The following is a 19,411-nucleotide window of genomic DNA, read 5'->3' on the forward strand; positions in this document are numbered from 1 at the left end:
CATTTAAACCGGTTGGCGGCACAGGATGGAGCGGCATTATTCGGCGTAGTAGCGACAAAGCGCGCATTTGCGCGAATGCACGAGCTTTGCCACGGACGATCGCGCACCGAGACAGATTGCCGCAATGCGAAAACACCCAAATCCGCACCACCAGATCGCATCGAAAGACAGGAGAAATGGCGCGAGTGACGGGGCTCGAACCCGCGACCTCCGGCGTGACAGGCCGGCACTCTAACCGACTGAGCTACACCCGCGCATCATGGCCATGCGGCCATTATTACATCATCGGCACATTTTGAGAATGCCGCTGCTTTGCCTTTCAAGAGTGGCGCGAGTGACGGGGCTCGAACCCGCGACCTCCGGCGTGACAGGCCGGCACTCTAACCGACTGAGCTACACCCGCATCATCTTGCTTGGCTGGAGCGACTTTCGTTCGCCCCGCATCAAAGCGGCCCTGCCGTTCGATGAGCGGCTAACTAAGCGGTTCGCATTTGGGTGTCAAGCGTGTTTGAAGACAAATCCGTGACGGAGCGGATTTTGATCCACAGCCCGCTTGGCGACACGGAATCAGGCACCAGCCGAGACGGCATCGGGCAACCCGCACCCGCCGGACATCATTGCGTGCTTTCTTTGCGTGATGACGACGCACACGGAAGCCATGCCCCTGGCTTAAGTCAACCGCCCATCCCGCGCGAAGTTGTCCACAAGCGATAGCAACACGGCTCCGGTGCGAAACCCGCGTTCACAAAAAAATCGAAAAAAACCTTGCAAATGCTCTTGCGGTTTTTCCCGGTTGCGCATAGATCACGCCCACCGACGCGGCGGACACGCTTGTTCGAAACGCGAGAGGGCGATTAGCTCAGTTGGTAGAGCGCCTCGTTTACACCGAGGATGTCGGGAGTTCGAGTCTCTCATCGCCCACCATTTTCTCAAAGAGCTACCTTAATTTCTTGCGCGACACTGTCTGCGTCGCCTCCTCACGCTCCGCTATACTGCTCGACCGTAACGTGTTCGAGCCAGTCAACCACTTTGCCGTCGAGCGCTTCCTGGATCGCGATATGGGTCATCGCCGTGTCCGGCGCGGCACCGTGCCAGTGTTTTTCGCCCGGCGGAAACCAGACGACGTCGCCCGCGCGAATCTCGCGTAGCGTCCCGCCCCAGCTTTGCGCCAATCCGCGGCCAGCCGTCACGATGAGGGGTCTGGCCAAGCGGATGCGTGTGCCAGGCCGTACGTGCGCCAGGCTCGAAAGTCACCGTGACGACGCGAACGCGCGCTGGCTGAGGTGCCTCCAGCACCGGGTCCTGCCGCACCGATCCGGTGAAATACTCTGTTGGGCCCCGCACCGAAGGCCGCGATCCACATTCCATGATTTCCATCCGGGGGTCCTCCGTGTTGTAGTTCCAAGGTCCAAGACAGCGTGAACCCGGCGCTTCGCTACAGCCTGTGAATGGTCACCGACGGACAAGCGTCACGCGCGACGTCGCAAAGGTGTTCATGGTGGGTAAGATAGATCACCTGTCCGACGCGTGCCATGTCCGCCATCAATTCGAAGGCACGACCGGCGCGATCGTCGTCGAACGTTTCCATGATGTCGTCGGCGATAAACGGCAGCGCCTCCCGGGCGGCGGCAACCTCGTGGTAGCCGGCGATTCTTAGAGCGAGATAGAGCTGGAACCGCGTACCCTTCGAAAGATCGCCGGCGAGCTTCGACCCGCCCGAGGCGACATTGGCGATCAGAAATTCCTGCCCCTTGTCCGCATGGGTGGAGAGGCCGGAATATTCGCCGCCGCTGATCTGCATGAACATCCGGGATGCCCGTTGCATCATGGCGCTGCGGTGGCGCTCGCGGAATAGGCGTAGCGCCTGCTCCGCCGCAATCACCCCTGCCCTCAATCGCAGATAGCCGATCGCCTTGTTCTCGATGTCGAGAAGCAGCGTTCGGCGCCGCTGCTCCAATTCGGCGACTCTGTCCCCGCCTTCGACATTCGCAAGCGCCTTTTCCCGAGTCCGAACCTCCGCATGCAATTCGCTGACATCGCGATCAGCAGCCTCAATCGCCTCCTCCAACCTGGCGAGTTCGTGCCGCAGCACCGTCTCGTCGACCGCTGCCAGCGTCGCCTCGGCCTCATCACATGTGGCAACGCCAAGCCGCGCGACAAGATCGTCCTCAAGTTCCGCGAGCCTTTGCCGCAACCTCTCCTGCTCGCGCACTGCGTCAAGGCATGCGCCGGCTTCATCGAGCGTGGTGCAGCCGAAGAAGTCGAGCATGGCCTGCCTCGCGCAAATATGGAGCCGCTCTTCCGCGTGCAGCCGTAGCAGGTCCTCGTCCATTCGCTCGATGCTGGCAGTGGCCGCCCTGCGGCGCTCCTGCTGCTGATGAGCGCTACCGATCCGGTCGCGCAAGGCGGCAAAGAGCACCAAGGGGTCATCGGCGCCATCTCGCAACCTGAACGCTTCGGCCAAGTTCGAAACCGCCTCGCCGAACGCGATCTGGTCCTTGAGCATGCCTGAGATTCGGTGATCGAGATCGGCCTTGCGCTGCATCAGCTTGTCGAAGTCCTGCAGGACCGCAAGCATCGGCCCGATCTCTTGTGGATTTGGCTGTTCGATCTCACCGGCGAGCCAGGTCCCTGCGAGCGCTTCGTGCCATTCACGCTGCCAGGCGGCCATTTCGGCCTCCGCGATTCCGAGCGTGATCTCCCGGTTTTCCAGCGATTCTGAGGCCCGGCGATGCTGCTCAACAGCAGCACGATGGGCGGCGGCGGCCGTCTGCGCCTCGGAGACGACACGCTCCGCGGTGGCCAGCAGGCCGTCGAGACGCAATGGCAAATTTCCGGTCACTCCAATGCGCGCAAGCTCGTCCTGCAGTGCGCGAACCGTTGTCGCTTCTTCGCTGGCCGCCCGCTCGTGCTGCAGATGCGTCGCTCGCAAAGCCGCCCGTGTTTCGAGCGCGGCGGCACGTGCCGCCAGCCAGGCTTCCAGTTGCGGCAACAGCGTGACGTTAGGTAAACCGCAGGCGCTCGCGGCGCGTCCCACCACCGCGTCCAATTCCCCGCGTACGCTGACCGCCACGCGTCTTTGCTCTTCAAGCTCGCCCAGGCGGGCGCGTCGTTCGGTGATCGCACAGGTCAGGCCGCGCAACTCCGCTACCCGTTCCGCCTGCCCCAACCGGGACGCGATCGCCCTGTCGTCCTCTTTCAGCAGCGTCTCGAAGGTGCTCGCCGTGACGTCATCCAGCCGAAGCCGATGCTCCTGCCAGGCAAGATCGCGCCGCATGCGCAGCTCGCTCGCGGCCGGCTCGTCCACGGCGCCGCCGAAGGAGTTGAGCGCCGCAAGACGCGCTTCGTCTCCGGCCTGGCGTTCGCTCTCGTCTGCAATCCTGGCATCGAGACGCAGCCGCCGCTCCGCCTGCAATGCTGCTTCCGCCCGCCAGGCCTCCACCACACCAGGCGCCGGGACGCAGATCGCCGCAAGCTCGTCGGCGCTTCCCTCGAACGGCCGCAAGTCGTCGAGCTTGTCGGAAAGCTCCGCCTCCAGCCGATCGATCTCCCGGCTTGCCGCCTCCTGCCGAAGCAGGCAGTCGCTCTGTCGCGCCAGCCGCAGGCGCTCCGTGAGATGGCAGAGATCTCTCCCGTTTCCGTCGAGCCGTGCGAGGTCCCGGTCAGCCTCCTGCCACAGCCGCCTTGCTTTCCCGGCCTCCTCGCGCGCGGACGAAAGCCGCTCGGCGAGCGTCGCGTGGCGCCGCACGAGGTCCTGCAGCCGGGCGCCGGCTGCCGCAGGCAGGAGAAGGGCGACAGGATCGGGATGGTCCTTCTGGCCGAGGCGGACGAGACAGGCATCAATACCGGCTGACGTAACGGCAAGCTCCTCGATGCGAGACGGCATGTCGCGCGCTGCCGTCAGATAGCGGGCGTCGAGCGCGGTTTCGCGGAGCATGTCGAATCGCTCGGCGAACGTCAGCGCCAGCTCGTCCAGAGGCAGGCCCTCCAGTTCCTCGCGTCGGTGGCGCAGTTCCTCGTTCAGTTGCGAAAACCGGGCAGCGATTTCCGTTTCCGTTTTGCGGAGCGCCGCAAGGTCGCTCCACCATTGCGAAGGCGGCAGCGGTAGAGCGTCTTGTCGGGCGAGTTCTTCCCGCACGCTGCGAAGACGACCGAGAAGCGGCATGCAGTCGAGCTGCGCGCGCGTCCGGTCCCGGGCAACGCGCAGTTCCGCGCGCCGTGCCGACGCGCTGTCATGGCGCTCACGGGCACTTGCCAGGGTCTTGCGAAGCGACGCGTATTCGCGGGCGTTGATATCGATCGCGCTACGCTCGGCCTTCAGCGCTTCCAGCGCTCCCCTCAGCTCGGCAAGTTCGTGCTTGCGTCCTTGCGGCTTGTAGAAGGCATCTGCCTCGGCCCGCAGCGTCGCCAATGCGGCGCTGCTGTCCGGCAGGCCGGAACTCGCGGAAAACAGCAGTGAGCCAAGCTCGCCCTCGCTCTTCAGAATGCTTTCACCACCCTGTTCGATGCTGTCATCGTCCAGCGAAAACATCATGCGGTAGGTTGTGCGATCGATAGAACCGAGGGCGGCCGAAAAGATATTGTCCGGCAACGGCTGCTCGTCAGGGCCGATCAAGCTGTTTGCGTTGCGCTTGATACGATAGGCGTGATGATGCCGGCCGCCGGTTTCCACGATGCCTCCGACACGCATCGTCTGATAGGGGTGCAGAAAACCATAGGGGCTGAGGCGCTCAATCCCGAAAAGCAGATCGAGGAAGCCGGAAAACAGGGTCGACTTGCCGGCCTCGTTCGGACCGTAAACCAGATGAAAGTCCGGCTGCCCGGGTTTGGCATTGCCGAAATCGAGACTGCGCGCGGTGAATTTTCCGTAGCGCACAAGATTGAGTTGCTGAAGCCGCATTAGTCGCCACCACCCTTGGCGGCGGCACCGTGGAGATGCGCCAGCACGTCAGCACTCCCCATCAGGCCGACATTCATCGCCAGTTCTTCAAGCGCATCTTCATCGGGCGCCAGCGCCTGTCGCAACTCAGGCGGGAGATGCTGCAAGAGTTCTTCTGTGACAGCTCTTATTTCCGTGCGAAAGCCGAAGGCCGGCAGGACTTCGTTTTCGACAAGGGAGGCAAGTTCCTCCACCGGCTCCCGGGACGGTCGATCGGCCTGCGCTCGCGGTTCCCGGCAGAGAAGGTCGATTTTCTCCACCCAGCATCCGCTGAGCCCGGCAGAAATGTTTGTGACCTCGGTTTGCAAAAGATCCGCGTCCCTTCTCAGGCGCCAGGTAAGCGCAGAGGTGCCCGTCAGAGATAAGCGCAGGATGAGATTTTCCGCCGAGATCGCGTGCCGAAGGCGAATAAGCGCACGGGTCGCCAGTTCCAGTACATCGCGCCACTCCACCGCGCCCGTGATATCCACGGAGAGCCGCTCGAACACGGCCACGCCGATCGGCCGCTCCTCTATTTCCACACGGCCGTCATCGTCGATCGTGACGACGGTCACGCCTTTGGCGCCCGCTTCGTTGATCTCGCGGCCCTGCGGCATGCCCGGCATGACGATGAAGGGCTGTTCGCTGTGTACCTGGCGCTGGTGGACATGGCCGAGCGCCCAATAGTCGAAACCGTGCCGTTGGAGGTCGGCGACGCTGCAGGGGGCGTAGCGATCATGCCCCGGCGAGCCGGAAAGGCTCGTGTGCAGCATGCCGATGTTGATCGCGTCGGCGATCGGCGGGTGAAATGACGGCAGCAGGCTCTCCGGAGCATGCGGATTGGCGAAGCTCACCCCGTGAATATGAACCGTCCTGCCGCTTGCCAAGGTCTTGGCGAGCATGGGCTTGCTTTGCCCTTGGAAAACGTGAACCGACGGTGGCAACGTCAACTCGCGCGTTACCTGGGACTGGGCGTCATGGTTGCCGCGAATGAGGAACGTCCGGATGCCGGCCTCGTCCAGGCGACGCAGTTCGCCGGCGAGGAAAAGCGCAGTATTCATGGAGGTCTGGCTACCGTCATAGAGGTCGCCGGCGATCAACAGCGCGTCGACGCTTTCGGCGATACATAGGTCGACGATGCTTGTCAGTGCGCCACGGGTGGCTCCGCGCACGAGGTCGGCGAGCTCCGCATTTCTGAGAGCCAGGCTGCGAAAGGGTGAATCGAGATGGAGGTCTGCGGTGTGGACGAAGCGGAAGGGCATGGCCGACCATGACCCGGCGCCGCCTCGCCCGTCAATGGCGCTCAACCGGTCGACCACAGGTGATCACACTGCCAATATCGTCGGCGTCATCCGCGATAATCACCTCCCTCTGGACGGACTGCTGCAAGCCTTCACGATCCGGGTGGCAGTTGCCCAGCTGAGCATACAAACGCCCTCGACAACGGGACCGTTTCCTATTGCTGAACAAGGACGCCGTAAGAATTAGGAGGTTTTTGTCGACAAATGTGCCATTTGTAACTATCAATAGTGTTACTGCCATTTGACATGGCACCTCAACATATACCTATGAAGGTCATGAAGAAGACATTCGAAGTTTCCGACAAGCTGTTCGAACTTTATCATCGCGTTCATCGCCTGGTGAACGAGTCGATGACGGAGGAAGGCGTATCGCTTGCCCGAAGCAAGTTCCTGTTCTTTCTGAGCAAGCTGGGGCCTTGCCGATCCACGGATATCGCCTGTGCGCTCAACTTCGCGCCGAGGACCGTCACCGAGGCGATTGACGGACTTGAGCGCGACCGTCTGGTGATGAGGAAGCCTGACCCCGAGGACCGCCGCGCGAAAATCGTCTCGATCACAGAGACCGGCCGGATCGTGCTCGAAGCGGCCGAACATCCGCGCAAGCAACTCATCGAGGAAATCTTCTCGGCGCTCGATGACGAGCAACTCGACCAGCTTTACGACATCGTCAGCAAGCTCGTGGAAAAGACCGACGAAATCCGCAAACGCAAGGAAGAGGCCGAAGAGGCAGAGGTGGCCGTCGCGCGCTAGAGTGGGATCCGGGCGAAAAGCCGCGCACACTTTTCCTCATCCAGCCCTAGACTCGGCGGCAAGCGACACTGAAAAGCTTGAAGAATCAGAAGGGGCCGGGACGTCATGTCCTGGCCCCTTGCGTTTCTCCAGGCGTTTGCGCTTACATTGCGTTGATCGCGCCGATGGAGAAGAACAGGGTCTCGCCGGAGGAGTCGTCGACGCCATCGTTGTCCGTGACGACATAACCGTTTCCAGCCGCGTCAACCGTGAAGCCCTCGACCTTGTCGACGACGTAGCCGTTCAGCGCCTTGAGTTCCGGAATGAGATCACGCACCTCTTCCTTCTTGACGACCGGCAGTTCGCCGCCGAGTGCAGCCGGCTTCAGGTCGGCAAGCGCAATGCGGTAGAGCTTCTTCAGCTTGGCCGCTTGCCCGATCAGGTTGTCGCGCTCGATGACATAGACATAGTCGCCATGGACGGTGATTTCCGAAAGACCGACCCAACCTTCTTCCGCCTTGTCGAGCGGATAGCGCACGGCGCCCCACTCCTTGCTCGCCGGCTTGTAGGAGACGAGTTTGACGAAACCTTTCTCGTCATCCTTCCATTCACGCTGGACTGCCATCCAAAGGACTTGGTTATCGCCCTCGCCGACCGCCGCAATGCCTTCGAAGCCATAGCGAATCTCGTTCGCGCGCAGTTCTTCCGGCAGCGCGATCTCTTCCTTGATCTCGCCCTTCTTGTTCACGTGGAAGATCGCGTGGCTGTAAAGCTTGTCCGAGTTGCCTTCGGAGGCGAGCCAGAAGCCGCCTTCGCCGTCATTAGCGATGCCTTCGATGTCGAGCTTCTGGGCCGACGAACCGTCACGGGTGATCGGCAGTGCTTCGGTGATCACGGCCGGTTTCTGCGAGGCGTCGATCGTGTAGATCGTCGGCCGGGAGGCAAAGACCGAGTCGTTGACCGCACGCAGGAAACCGGGCTTGTCTTCGACCGCAGCGAGCCCTGAGAGCGCGCCGAAGCCGATGGGCAGCCCATCCTTCTGAGCGGAGCGGATCTGCGGATAGACGGCGTCGCCGTCCGCCCGTTCATAGATCATGACATGGGCGCGCGCACCACCGTCCTCGACGAGATCGACTTCGTTCGCCGTCGCGAACAGGTTACGACCCGGAATCGCGACTGCGCCTTCGGGAGATACGCCGGACGGGAGAAGCTGGAGCGGCTCGGGTTCCGTGCCGGTGTCCTTGTAGACGCCAACGATCGAGGCGCGTTCCGAGAGCACGAAGAAGAGATTGTCGTCACCGAAGCGTGCCGCTTCGAGGCCTTCCGGCTCGACGCCTTTCGCAGACGATCTTTTGTCCGGATAGTGGCCGATCGCCGCGATCGCATGTTCGAAGGCTGCACCGGATTCGAACAGTACCTTGCCCGTCGTATCGAAGATCGTGAAGCCGCGCGCGCCGCCCTCGTAGTCGCCCTCGTTGGCGACGACCAGACGGTTATCGTCGAGCCATTTCACTGCATCCGGTTCACGCTTGCGGCCGGCCTGCTCGCCGGTAAACGAGATTGCACCGTCGCGCTTGACATCTATGTTCTTGAGATCGACCGTGCCGGCCGAGAAATGCGTCTTCACGGCACCGGATTTGCCGTCGATGATGACGATGTGGTTATTTTCCTGCAGCGTCAGCGCAATTTCGTCCTTGCCGTTGAAGGCGACGAATTCCGGCTCCGGGTCTTCCCCGGCTATCTCGGCGAGACCAGTCAGCGCCACGCGCTTGATGCTCGAGCAATCGGCGACACCATCCTTCAACGAGAGGATCACCAGATCGCCGGCCGGCATTTGCGGAATCTGCCCGTCGTTCACCTCCTCGTCACGCTCGTTTTCGATCGCGATCGTGGCGAGCGTCTTGTCCTTGTTGATCGCAATCGAGTCCGGCTGGCCGCCAAGGTCGCAAGTCGCGTCAATCTTTTTCGTCGCGAGATCGACCACAGCAACGAGACCGGAGGGCTTGGCAAAGCTTTCGCGCGTGTTGACAGCAACAAGCGCCTTCGCGCCAGCAACTGCAACCGAAGTCGGCTCACCATCGAAAGACACAATGCCGCCCGCCTTCGGTGCTTTGGCATCGGTGATGTCGACGAAGCCGACGCGCTTTCCGGGGCTGTCGGAATAGATGAGCGTGTTGCCATCTTCGCTTGCCGTTATGATTTCGGCCGAGGTCGCGGCCTTGCGATCTGCGCCTTCCGGCAGATTGTCCATGACGGCAAAGGATGCGACGCGGTTGAAAACCTGTTCTGCATGCACGGCTGATGCCGTCGATGCGGCGAGCGCTGCCGCCAATGCTGTGGTGATTGAAAATGTCTTCATGTGTCCCTCCGTGTCGCGACACATGGCAAATAGCCCCTGCGCTGTGCCGCTGTTGGCATCCGGAATCGCTGGATCGTTTCACGCGCCGGATGGGAGGCTTTTGCAACCGTCGTGTAACAGCTCAATGACACGGCGATAGAAACGAAAAGAGGCCCGGACGGACCGGGCCTCAATTGATCTGCTTGCTTGCTTCCGCCATCAAGCGGCGCCGCGGCAGATGAAACATGAACCTCTCTGCTGCCTATGTTCTCACAAGGGGAACGGCAAGACAGGGTGCAATGCGATGTTCGCTCGGGTTCTGGAACCCGCAAACACCTGATTAGTTGACAGCGTCCTTGAGGCCCTTGCCGGCCGTGAACTTCGGCACGTTGCGGGCCGGGATATCAACTTCCGCGCCCGTGGACGGGTTGCGGCCCTTCGAGGCTTCGCGGCGGGTCACGGAGAAGTTGCCGAAACCGACGAGGCGGATGTCGCCACCGTTCTTCAGTTCAGCCTGGATGGTCTCGAAAACTGCATCAACTGCAGAAGACGCATCGGTCTTGGAAAGTCCGGCCTTCTCAGCAACGGCAGACACGAGCTCATTTTTGTTCATGTTTCCACCCCTTTCAATTGGTTCGAAACGACTGTCTTGTTAAGCCGGGGCGGCTTGCGCATCGCCCACGTCTTGCCATTCCCAATTGCGCCTAATCCCTTGGAATGCAAGGCTTGCGGAGAGTTTTTACAACAAAAAAGACCGGCAAAGTGCCGGTCTTCCTTGTTTTTCTGGCGAGGGGCGCAAGCGGGACACAGTCCCGCGCCCCTTCCGGGACTTGATCAGTGCGCGATCGAAGCGCCCGCTTCGTCCTGCGAATCGACCGCCGCGACCGGCGCCGGCTGGTTCGCCGGGTCCCATTCGATCGGTTCGGGGCGACGCGTCAGGGCATGTTCGAGCACCTCGCCCATCCGCGAAACCGGGATGATTTCGAGGTTGTTCTTCACATTGTCCGGGATCTCGGCGAGATCCTTGGCGTTCTCCTCGGGGATCAGCACCTTCTTGATGCCGCCGCGCAGAGCTGCCAACAGCTTTTCCTTCAGGCCACCGATCGGCAATACGCGACCGCGCAAGGTGATTTCGCCGGTCATCGCCACATCCTTGGAGATCGGGATGCCGGTCATCACCGAGACGATGGCAGTCGCCATCGCGACACCCGCCGACGGGCCGTCCTTCGGCGTCGCACCCTCGGGCAAGTGCACGTGGATGTCACGCTTGTCGAAAAGCGGCGGTTCGATGCCGAAATCGATCGCACGCGAACGGACATAGGACGCTGCCGCCGAAATCGATTCCTTCATCACGTCGCGCAGGTTGCCGGTCACCGTCATGCGGCCCTTGCCGGGCATCATGACGCCTTCGATCGTCAGCAATTCGCCGCCAACCTCGGTCCAGGCCAATCCCGTGACCACGCCGACCTGATCGTCCCGCTCGGCTTCGCCGTGGCGGAACCGCGGCACGCCGAGATAGTCGGCGATGTTTTGCGCCGTCACTTCGACCTTCTTGGACTTGCCCTTGAGGATCTCGGTCACAGCCTTGCGGGCGAGCTTCATCAGTTCGCGCTCGAAGTTACGGACGCCGGCCTCACGCGTATAGGTCTGGATGACAGCCATCAGCGCATCGTCGGTCACCGAAAATTCCTTCGGCTGCAACGCGTGGTCGCGTATCGCCTTCGGCAGCAGGTGCCGCTTTGCGATCTCCAGCTTTTCCTCTTCGGTGTAACCGGCGATCCGGATCACCTCCATGCGGTCCATCAGCGGCGCCGGAATATTCAGCGTATTCGCGGTGGTAATGAACATCACATTCGAGAGGTCATATTCGACTTCCAGGTAGTGATCCATGAAGGTCGAGTTCTGTTCCGGATCGAGCACTTCGAGAAGCGCCGAAGACGGGTCGCCGCGGAAGTCCTGGCCCATCTTGTCGACCTCGTCGAGCAGGAAGAGCGGGTTGGACTTCTTCGCCTTCTTCATCGACTGGACGATCTTGCCGGGCATCGAGCCGATATAGGTGCGGCGGTGGCCGCGGATCTCGGCCTCGTCGCGAACGCCACCGAGCGCCATGCGAATATATTCGCGGCCCGTTGCCTTCGCGATCGACTTGGCGAGCGAAGTCTTACCGACGCCGGGAGGACCGACGAGGCACAGGATCGGTCCCTTGATCTTTGTGGAGCGCGCCTGTACCGCCAGGTACTCGACGATGCGTTCCTTGACCTTGTCCAAGCCGAAGTGGTCGGTATCGAGCACCTTCTCGGCGTGGTTAAGGTCGGTCTTGATCTTGGACTTCTTGCCCCACGGCATACCGAGCAGCCAGTCCAGATAATTGCGCACGACGGTCGCTTCCGCCGACATCGGGCTCATCTGCCGCAGCTTCTTCAGTTCTGCATCAGCCTTCTCGCGCGCTTCCTTGGAGAGCTTGGTCTTGGCAATGCGCTCTTCGATTTCGGCCATCTCGTCGCGGCCGTCCTCGCTGTCGCCAAGCTCCTTCTGGATCGCCTTCATCTGTTCATTGAGGTAGTACTCGCGCTGGGTCTTCTCCATCTGGCGCTTGACGCGCGAACGGATGCGCTTTTCGACCTGCAGGACCGAAATCTCGCCTTCCATGAAGCCAAGCGCCTTCTCGAGGCGCATCTTCACGCTCGTCGTCTCCAGCATCTCCTGCTTTTCGACGATCTTGATGGAGAGGTGCGATGCAACCGTGTCGGCAAGCTTCGAATAATCTTCAATCTGGCTTGCGACGCCGACGACCTCAGGAGAAATCTTCTTGTTGAGCTTTACGTAGCTCTCGAACTCGGACACCACCGAACGGCTCAGCGCTTCAATCTCGACCGGATCTTCTTCCGGTTCGTGGAGCACATGGGCTTGCGCTTCATAGAACTCTTCGCGCTGCGTATAGCGATCGATGTCCGCACGCGCGCGGCCTTCGACGAGAACCTTGACCGTTCCGTCGGGAAGCTTCAGCAGCTGCAACACATTGGCGATGGTTCCGACATGATAGATGGCGGAAGGTTCCGGATCGTCGTCGGTGGCGTTGATCTGGGTGGCAAGCATGATCTGCTTGTCGGTGCCCATGACCTCTTCCAGCGCACGGATCGACTTCTCCCGCCCGACGAAGAGCGGCACGATCATGTGCGGGAAGACTACGATGTCACGCAGCGGCAGAACCGGATAGGTCGCGCTTTCAGTCGCCGAGGACGTTTTATTCGTCATATCATTTCCTTTCCGTCCCGAATTCGGGCCCGTTCCCGAGAGCCTCTAAGGCACTCCCGGCTGTCATTTTTTCTTCATGAAGGTGGAGTGCAAGAGCGGCCTTTTCAAGGTACGGCGCAGCCTCCCCCTTCACGGATAGTTCCCGATCCCTATGCCCGGACGCTGTTGCGTACCTTGCGCGGGGACGCTGAAACATCAACGACAGGCAGCAAACGAGCCTTCACTGAATCGTCGCATCATCGCGTTGTTGCCGCGGTTTAGCAACAAGCGTTTCATTAAATCGAGCGGGCAGCCGCCTCATCTCAACAGCTATGTGCACGATACGGAAAAGCCCGCGCGCGGCGGGCTTTTCAAACAATCGTGAAAGAGAGCGACTACACCGCCGCGCGTCTTAATCAGATGTGCAGACTAGGCCGAAACGTTGGTCTTCTCTTCGGACCGTTCCGAGTAGATGTAGAGCGGCCGTGCGGTGCCCTTGACCACCTCGTCCGATATTACAACCTCGCGAACGCCTTCGAGCGTCGGCAGTTCGAACATCGTGTCGAGCAGGATCTTTTCCATGATCGAGCGCAGACCGCGAGCACCGGTCTTGCGCACGATGGCGCGTTTAGCGATTTCGCGCAGAGCGTCCTCGTGGAAGGTCAACTCGACGTCCTCCATTTCGAACAGACGCTGATACTGCTTGACCAAGGCGTTCTTCGGCTCCGAAAGAATCTGGATCAATGCATCCTCATCGAGATCTTCGAGCGTCGCCAGAACCGGCAGACGGCCGATGAACTCGGGGATCAGGCCAAACTTGACGAGATCTTCCGGCTCAAGCTCCCGCAATACCTCGCCGACGCGGCGATCTTCCGGAGCGCGGACGGTGGCGCCGAAGCCGATCGACGTCTTTTCACCACGGGCCGAAATGATCTTGTCGAGGCCCGCGAACGCCCCACCGCAGATAAAGAGGATGTTCGTCGTGTCCACCTGCAGGAATTCCTGCTGCGGATGCTTGCGGCCGCCTTGCGGCGGAACAGACGCCACGGTGCCTTCCATGATCTTCAGGAGGGCCTGCTGCACGCCTTCGCCCGAAACGTCGCGGGTGATCGAAGGATTGTCCGACTTGCGCGAAATCTTGTCGACCTCGTCGATATAGACGATGCCGCGCTGGGCGCGCTCGACGTTGTAGTCTGCCGCCTGCAGCAGCTTCAGAATGATGTTCTCGACGTCCTCCCCGACGTAGCCCGCTTCCGTCAACGTCGTTGCGTCGGCCATGGTGAAGGGAACGTCGATGATCCGGGCGAGAGTCTGCGCCAGGTAGGTTTTGCCGCAGCCGGTCGGTCCGACGAGCATGATGTTCGATTTCGCCAGTTCCACGTCGCTGCTCTTCGCGGCATGCGCGAGGCGCTTGTAGTGGTTGTGCACGGCGACCGACAGGATACGCTTGGCCTGCTGCTGGCCGATGACATATTCGTCGAGAACCTTGATGATTTCCTGTGGGGTGGGAACGCCATCGCGCGACTTGACCATCGAGGTCTTGTTCTCTTCGCGGATGATGTCCATGCACAGTTCCACGCATTCATCGCAGATGAACACGGTCGGCCCTGCGATCAGCTTGCGAACCTCATGCTGGCTCTTGCCGCAAAACGAACAATAGAGGGTATTTTTCGAGTCACCGCCGTTGCTACCGCTGACCTTGCTCATGTCCACTTCCTTCCAGCACGCCGGACACCTTCGGAAAGATATACCGGACCACTCAATCCGCCTTGCGCAAAAGCTTGCCACCCATCGCAAGGTTCTTGGGAGTACTCACCGTAACAGGCAATCGCCTGAATTTCGGCCGCAACGACTCTCCCGCCGAAACCCGAGCACCGTGTTTCCAAACTCCGACACAGCACTTTGGTTCATATTAACGGCTTTAACTTAGCGATAAAGCCCCTTAGCCATTACAAATGTGTCACAATTACATCGGTGGTGACACAAAAGCTTGATATCAAGCCTGTTCAGCGCCTTCGGCTGCCTCACGCGACGTGATGACCTTATCGATTAGCCCCCAGTCCAGAGCCTCGTCAGAGCTCATGAAATGGTCGCGATCGAGCGTCTGTTCGACCTCTTCATAGGTCCGTCCGCAATGCTTGACATAGACCTCGTTCAGCCGGCGTTTCATCTTCAGAATGTCTCTCGCGTGCCGCTCGATGTCGGATGCCTGCCCCTGGAACCCGCCGGAAGGCTGATGCACCATGATGCGGGAATTCGGCGTCGCGAAACGCATGTCCTTGTGACCCGCCGCCAGCAACAGTGAACCCATGGATGCCGCCTGTCCGATGCAGAGCGTCGAGACAGCCGGTTTGATGAACTGCATCGTATCGTAGATCGCCATGCCGGCCGTCACGACGCCGCCCGGCGAATTGATGTACAGCGCGATTTCCTTCTTCGGGTTTTCAGCCTCGAGGAAAAGCAGCTGGGCGCAGACAAGCGTTGCCATCTGATCTTCGACCGGGCCTGTCAGGAAGATGATCCGCTCCTTGAGCAGACGCGAAAAGATATCGTAGGAACGTTCGCCGCGGTTGGTCTGCTCAACAACCATCGGCACCAGCGCCATGGCCGTATCAACTGGATTTCTCATATCGAACCTTCATCAATCGGGGCCGCAATCCCTCGCGGACCGGAATCATCGGATTAGCCTCAGTCCTTACATAGAGTGTCAATGCCCTTCACTTCAAGTCGCGAACATTCGATAGGCTCAATGGTCGCGGCCACATTACGCAAAGCCCAAATGCTTGCCGACCGATTGCCGGTAGAACATTTTTCCGGCGCTACCGCCCGGTGTGCGCCGCATTGCTCACAGGCATTGCGGATGCGGCGGTAAACGATCGGTAAACCTCGCTTCGCGTGAAACGTCCGCGCTTCACAGTTGGGACTCCAGCGGCAAGAAGCGGATTGCGCCGGCGATCAGCCGCCGAAGAATGCCAGCATCCGGCTCGCGCCGCAGCCATCTTTCCGTTCCGTTCGTGCGATCGCGCCAGACCGGCCTGCCATTCTCCAAGGCCAGCCTATAACTCATTTCCGGCGATGTCTCGTCGTCGAATATCGATTGAAGTTCTTTGGCTAGAGCTTCATCCGAAAACACGACCCCCATCTCGGTGTTGAGCGACGCGGAACGCGGATCGAAATTCATCGAGCCGACATATCCGATCATCCCGTCGATGACGAAGGCCTTGGTATGCAAGCTTGCATTGCGGGCGCCGAACAGAGACATGCGGTGACGGTCGATGAAATCCCCGCGCTCCTTAAGCTCGAACAGATCCACTCCGCCGCGCAGCAGCCCTTTGCGATATTTCACATAGCCGCCATGGACGGCCGCGACGTCCGTCGCTGCCAGCGAATTCGTCAGCACGGCCACCTTCGCCCCCTTCTTGGCAAGCGTCGTCAGTTCGCGCGTTCCTTCGGCGCCCGGGATGAAATAGGGGGAAATGATGCGCAGATCGCGCTTGGCGGCGTTGATCAGCGGAAAGAGCTCACGCAGCAGCCAGTTCTGGCGCTTCTGCATCAGCGCCTTTTCGGGCGGATCGAAGGCAATGCGTACATCGGCGCTCCGGTGAAGCGGGCGACTGCCCCAAAAGCAACCCTTCTCAGCGACCGCCTTGCCGACCTGTTCCAGGTAGAACCGCGCGGCGGGCGTGCGGGCAAGCACATCGAGCGTTTCACGCAGCGCCGGCAGAAATTGCCTGCGCGGCGTGCGCAGCGCTGCGATCGGCAGGACGGAGGCGCTGTTCCAATAGCGATCGAACATCTCCGTCGCCTGATCGACGACCGGCCCAATCATCCAGACATCCAGATCGCGAAAGTTCGAGAGTTCGGCAGCGTCGAAATAGGCATCGCCAATATTGCGTCCGCCGGTAATAGCCAACCGGCCGTCCGCTATCCATAATTTGTTGTGCATGCGGCGGGTTGCGCTGAAGGCGCGGATGGCCATTTCGAAACCGCGGCGAAGGCGGTCTGTGCGCGCCCGGCTCGGATTGAACAGGCGCACGTCGATATTCGAATGCGCATCAAGCGAGATGCACAGGCGGTCATGAATCCCCGCATTGATATCGTCGAGCAGCAATCGAACACGCACGCCACGGTCGGCGGCCATGACGAGTTCGCGCGTCAGCAGAAACCCAGTCAGATCGTCCTTCCAGTAATAATATTGCAGGTCGAGGCTACGTCCGGCTCGCCGCGCGGAGTGCACCCTCGCGACAAAGGCCTCGATGCTGTCGGATATTAATGCCACGCCGCTTTGATGAGGATGATCGAGCAGAAGCAGACCGATATCCAGATCGATCTCGGTCTCGTTCTCGGCGACGGGCAGCGCATAGGAAGGCGGCGCCTGGGGACGACGCCCAAACCGCCCGTAGATGTAAAGGATCGCCGCACCGGCGAGGGCGATCACAACGGCAAGAAATACCGTAACCCAAGAAAACATCGCACGCCGCCTCAGCCTGCTTAAGCCGAATCCGTCTCGATCAGCTCGGCGCGACCTGGATCGTTGTCGCTTTTTTGAACGGCCTTCAGGTCAATTGATGCCTTTACCGGCAAATGGTCTGAAGCAATACGCGCGAGCGGCGAGTCATGCACAGCCACGGACGTGACCAGATGATGCGGATTGCCAAGCACCCGATCGAGCGGCAGTAGCGGAAAACGCGAGGGAAAACTAGCGACCGTCGCGTGCGAGGGATCGAAGGTCGGGCTCAGAAACTTGAGCGATGAACGCTTGCCCATGCGCCATTCGTTGAGGTCGCCGATAAGCAGGGTCGGTCGGCCGACCCCATCGGCGGCGGCGCGCAGAAGGGCCTCGGCTTGCTGGGCTCGCGAGTGACGCAACAGTCCGAGGTGGGCGGCGATCACCCGCAGCGGACCGGCCTTGAGGTCGAGATCGACGACCAACGCGCCCCGCGGCTCGACACCAGGCAGCTTCAACTGGCGGATGTCGGAAACCGCCCCTTCTCGTAGCAAGAGGACATTGCCGTGCCAGCCGTGCCCTTTGGCTGAAAAGGGTGAGATCGGCACCGAAACCAGATGCGCCTCGCGCCGCAGGTGTTCGAGATCGAGAAGACCGGCCCGTTCGCCGAAGCGCTGATCCGCTTCCTGCAGGGCAACGATATCCGCGCCGATCTCGCTGATAACCTGGGCTGTGCGCGCCGGGTCAAACCGGCCGTCGGTGCCGACGCATTTATGGATATTGTAGGAGGCGATGACGATGTCTCCGCGCTCCACTGCCGCCTCGCGCCCCACGACCGTGGGCCGTCGCTTGCGGATCGCCGCCAGAATGCCCGCGGATAAACTGTTCTGTACTTTTGCCATGCCGCTCCCTGCTTGCTGCCGCATCATGCTCAAATAGGTCCGCTCGTGCCACCGAAAAAGTCCGGGCCACGCATCTTGTTTCTTACGGAAGATCGGGCTCACATCGAGAGCCTGCACCCTACACGCGCCGACCGATTACGCTTGCGGCAGCCGCGCCCGGCGCAATAGAGATGCAGATGAAGCAGCGAGTCTACCCATACGTGAAGAGTTGAGTCATGCCCGTAGTCCCCGGTATTTCGATCGACGGTTCGAGCCGCCGCGTTTCTCTCGACGTTCGCGATCCGGACTTCTTCCGCAATCCGCTTCCCGCCTATGCAGCTCTCCATGCGCAATGTCCGGCCTTCTTCTGGGAGGAACGGCAGCAATGGTATTTTGCGGGCTATGATCAGGTAAACGGCCTGCTGCGCGATCGCCGCTTCGGTCGCCAGATTCTGCATGTCGCGACGCGCGACGAACTCGGCATGCCCGAGCCGAAACCGCATCTGAAGGATTTCGATGCGCTGGAGGCGCACTCGCTGCTGGAACTGGAGCCGCCGGCGCACACGCGGCTGAGGACGCTCGTCAACCGCGCTTTCGTTTCGCGGCAGATCGAACAACTAAAGCCGGAGATCGAGACGCTTTCGCACGCCGTCATCGAAAGCTTCGAGAAAAACGGCGAGGTGGAATTGCTGAAGGCCTATGCCGAGACGATCCCGGTGACCATCATCGCGCGCATGCTGGGAATCCCCGTGGAGGCGGCCCCTCGCCTTCTCGACTGGTCGCATCGAATGGTCCGGATGTACGTCTTCAATCCGAGCTTCGAAACGGAGCTCGACGCCAATCAAGCGTCCGCCGAATTCGCCGCGTATCTCCGCGACGTCATCGCCGAAAAACGCGCCAATCCGGGCGACGATCTGCTGACGCACATGATCACTTCGGAGAAAGATGGGGAGCGACTGTCGGACGCCGAGCTGATCTCGACAACCGTTCTGCTGCTGAATGCGGGCCACGAGGCAACGGTCCATCAGATCGGCAATGCGGTGCGGACGATCCTGCAATCGGTTCTTTTCCCGAGCGAACTCTTTGCGACCGAGGAATCGACGGAACGGGCCATCGAGGAATGCCTGCGCTTCGCGGCACCGCTGCATATCTTCCAGCGCTATGCGCTGACAGATATCGAGCTCGAGGACGGCATCGCCCTCAAGAAGGGCGACAAGGTCGGGCTGATGCTTGGCGCGGCCAATGTCGATCCGCGAAAGTTCTCGGCACCCGGCACATTCAAACCGGATCGGGACGAAGGCCCCAATGTCTCGTTTGGTGCCGGCCTGCACTTTTGCATCGGCGCGCCGCTCGCGCGGCTCGAGCTTAAGCTTTCCCTTCCGATCCTTTTCCGACGCCTGCCAGGCATGCGGCTCAAGCACGAGCCGCATGTCAAGGACAGCTTCCATTTCCACGGGCTGGAGCGTCTGGATCTCGTCTGGTAGTCAGCTGCAGACCTTCGCTCAGACGCGGCGCGCCGTAGCGTTCCGCCGGTCGGTCGGAGCATTGATCGCGGCGGAGCGA

General features: G+C 60.8%; 11 protein-coding genes, 3 tRNA genes and 1 pseudogene. 3 read left to right on the plus strand and 12 right to left on the minus strand.

Annotated features, from left to right (window positions below; genetic code table 11):
• Positions 1-177 precede the first annotated feature (177 nt).
• Positions 178-254 (minus strand) — tRNA-Asp (locus PZN02_RS19290).
• A gap of 72 nt (positions 255-326) precedes the next feature.
• Positions 327-403, minus strand: a tRNA-Asp gene (locus tag PZN02_RS19295).
• A gap of 445 nt (positions 404-848) precedes the next feature.
• Between PZN02_RS19295 and PZN02_RS19300 the strand changes: the two genes are divergently transcribed.
• A tRNA-Val gene (locus tag PZN02_RS19300) sits at positions 849-924 on the plus strand.
• A gap of 53 nt (positions 925-977) precedes the next feature.
• Here the strand turns inward: PZN02_RS19300 and PZN02_RS19305 are convergent.
• The 3 genes and pseudogenes from PZN02_RS19305 to PZN02_RS19315 form a co-directional block, all read right to left on the minus strand.
• A pseudogene (locus tag PZN02_RS19305) lies at positions 978-1,377 on the minus strand ((R)-mandelonitrile lyase).
• 58 nt (positions 1,378-1,435) lie between these two features.
• Positions 1,436-4,900, minus strand: coding sequence for an AAA family ATPase (locus PZN02_RS19310; protein WP_280659502.1), 3,465 nt, complete (start codon positions 4,898-4,900; stop codon positions 1,436-1,438).
• Positions 4,900-6,180 (minus strand): metallophosphoesterase family protein, encoded by a 1,281-nt coding sequence (locus tag PZN02_RS19315; protein WP_280661552.1) that lies wholly within the window; start codon positions 6,178-6,180, stop codon positions 4,900-4,902. The genes PZN02_RS19310 and PZN02_RS19315 overlap by 1 nt, the downstream gene beginning before the upstream one ends.
• Positions 6,181-6,495: 315 nt before the next feature.
• Between PZN02_RS19315 and PZN02_RS19320 the strand changes: the two genes are divergently transcribed.
• A complete protein-coding gene (locus PZN02_RS19320) occupies positions 6,496-6,969 on the plus strand; it encodes a MarR family winged helix-turn-helix transcriptional regulator (RefSeq protein WP_280659503.1) in 474 nt (157 codons plus the stop codon).
• A gap of 142 nt (positions 6,970-7,111) precedes the next feature.
• Here the strand turns inward: PZN02_RS19320 and PZN02_RS19325 are convergent, their stop codons facing one another.
• The 7 genes from PZN02_RS19325 to PZN02_RS19355 all read right to left on the minus strand — a co-directional run bounded on the left by PZN02_RS19325 (position 7,112) and on the right by PZN02_RS19355 (position 17,869).
• Positions 7,112-9,307 (minus strand): esterase-like activity of phytase family protein, encoded by a 2,196-nt coding sequence (locus PZN02_RS19325; protein ID WP_280659504.1) that lies wholly within the window; start codon positions 9,305-9,307, stop codon positions 7,112-7,114.
• A gap of 319 nt (positions 9,308-9,626) precedes the next feature.
• Positions 9,627-9,899 carry a DNA-binding protein HupB gene (hupB, locus tag PZN02_RS19330; RefSeq protein ID WP_136504269.1) on the minus strand — a complete coding sequence of 91 codons (273 nt, stop codon included), beginning with the start codon at positions 9,897-9,899 and terminating at the stop codon, positions 9,627-9,629.
• Positions 9,900-10,120: 221 nt separating this feature from the next.
• On the minus strand, positions 10,121-12,541 hold the full coding sequence (gene lon / locus PZN02_RS19335) for an endopeptidase La (RefSeq protein ID WP_280659505.1): 2,421 nt from the start codon (positions 12,539-12,541) through the stop codon (positions 10,121-10,123).
• A 408-nt stretch (positions 12,542-12,949) separates the two neighbouring features.
• On the minus strand, positions 12,950-14,227 hold the full coding sequence (gene clpX / locus PZN02_RS19340) for an ATP-dependent Clp protease ATP-binding subunit ClpX (RefSeq protein WP_280659506.1): 1,278 nt from the start codon (positions 14,225-14,227) through the stop codon (positions 12,950-12,952).
• Between the two features lie 289 nt (positions 14,228-14,516).
• Positions 14,517-15,149, minus strand: a complete 633-nt coding sequence (clpP, locus tag PZN02_RS19345) for an ATP-dependent Clp endopeptidase proteolytic subunit ClpP (protein WP_180940759.1) — start codon at positions 15,147-15,149, stop codon at positions 14,517-14,519.
• A gap of 282 nt (positions 15,150-15,431) precedes the next feature.
• Positions 15,432-16,991, minus strand: a complete 1,560-nt coding sequence (locus PZN02_RS19350) for a phospholipase D family protein (protein ID WP_280659507.1) — start codon at positions 16,989-16,991, stop codon at positions 15,432-15,434.
• Between the two features lie 20 nt (positions 16,992-17,011).
• Entirely contained in the window at positions 17,012-17,869 is an 858-nt protein-coding gene (locus tag PZN02_RS19355) for an endonuclease/exonuclease/phosphatase family protein (protein WP_280661553.1), read from the minus strand.
• Between the two features lie 215 nt (positions 17,870-18,084).
• On the opposite strand from PZN02_RS19355, the gene PZN02_RS19360 reads away from it, so the two are divergent.
• The gene (locus tag PZN02_RS19360; RefSeq protein WP_280659508.1) at positions 18,085-19,332 is read left to right on the plus strand and encodes a cytochrome P450; all 1,248 of its coding nucleotides are present in this window, start codon (positions 18,085-18,087) and stop codon (positions 19,330-19,332) included.
• Positions 19,333-19,411 lie beyond the last annotated feature (79 nt).

It is taken from the genome of Sinorhizobium garamanticum (genome assembly GCF_029892065.1).
GTDB classification, from domain to species: domain Bacteria; phylum Pseudomonadota; class Alphaproteobacteria; order Rhizobiales; family Rhizobiaceae; genus Sinorhizobium; species Sinorhizobium garamanticum.

Excerpts from the sequence above, each read along its gene's own strand:
- PZN02_RS19310 (WP_280659502.1), bottom strand. The coding sequence starts at position 4,900 with ATGCGGCTTCAGCAACTCAATCTTGTGCGCTACGGAAAATTCACCGCG.
- PZN02_RS19315 (WP_280661552.1), bottom strand. The coding sequence starts at position 6,180 with ATGCCCTTCCGCTTCGTCCACACCGCAGACCTCCATCTCGATTCACCC.
- PZN02_RS19320 (WP_280659503.1), top strand. The coding sequence starts at position 6,496 with ATGAAGAAGACATTCGAAGTTTCCGACAAGCTGTTCGAACTTTATCAT.
- PZN02_RS19325 (WP_280659504.1), bottom strand. The coding sequence starts at position 9,307 with ATGAAGACATTTTCAATCACCACAGCATTGGCGGCAGCGCTCGCCGCA.
- hupB (WP_136504269.1), bottom strand. The coding sequence starts at position 9,899 with ATGAACAAAAATGAGCTCGTGTCTGCCGTTGCTGAGAAGGCCGGACTT.
- lon (WP_280659505.1), bottom strand. The coding sequence starts at position 12,541 with ATGACGAATAAAACGTCCTCGGCGACTGAAAGCGCGACCTATCCGGTT.
- clpX (WP_280659506.1), bottom strand. The coding sequence starts at position 14,227 with ATGAGCAAGGTCAGCGGTAGCAACGGCGGTGACTCGAAAAATACCCTC.
- clpP (WP_180940759.1), bottom strand. The coding sequence starts at position 15,149 with ATGAGAAATCCAGTTGATACGGCCATGGCGCTGGTGCCGATGGTTGTT.
- PZN02_RS19350 (WP_280659507.1), bottom strand. The coding sequence starts at position 16,991 with ATGTTTTCTTGGGTTACGGTATTTCTTGCCGTTGTGATCGCCCTCGCC.
- PZN02_RS19355 (WP_280661553.1), bottom strand. The coding sequence starts at position 17,869 with ATGGCAAAAGTACAGAACAGTTTATCCGCGGGCATTCTGGCGGCGATC.
- PZN02_RS19360 (WP_280659508.1), top strand. The coding sequence starts at position 18,085 with ATGCCCGTAGTCCCCGGTATTTCGATCGACGGTTCGAGCCGCCGCGTT.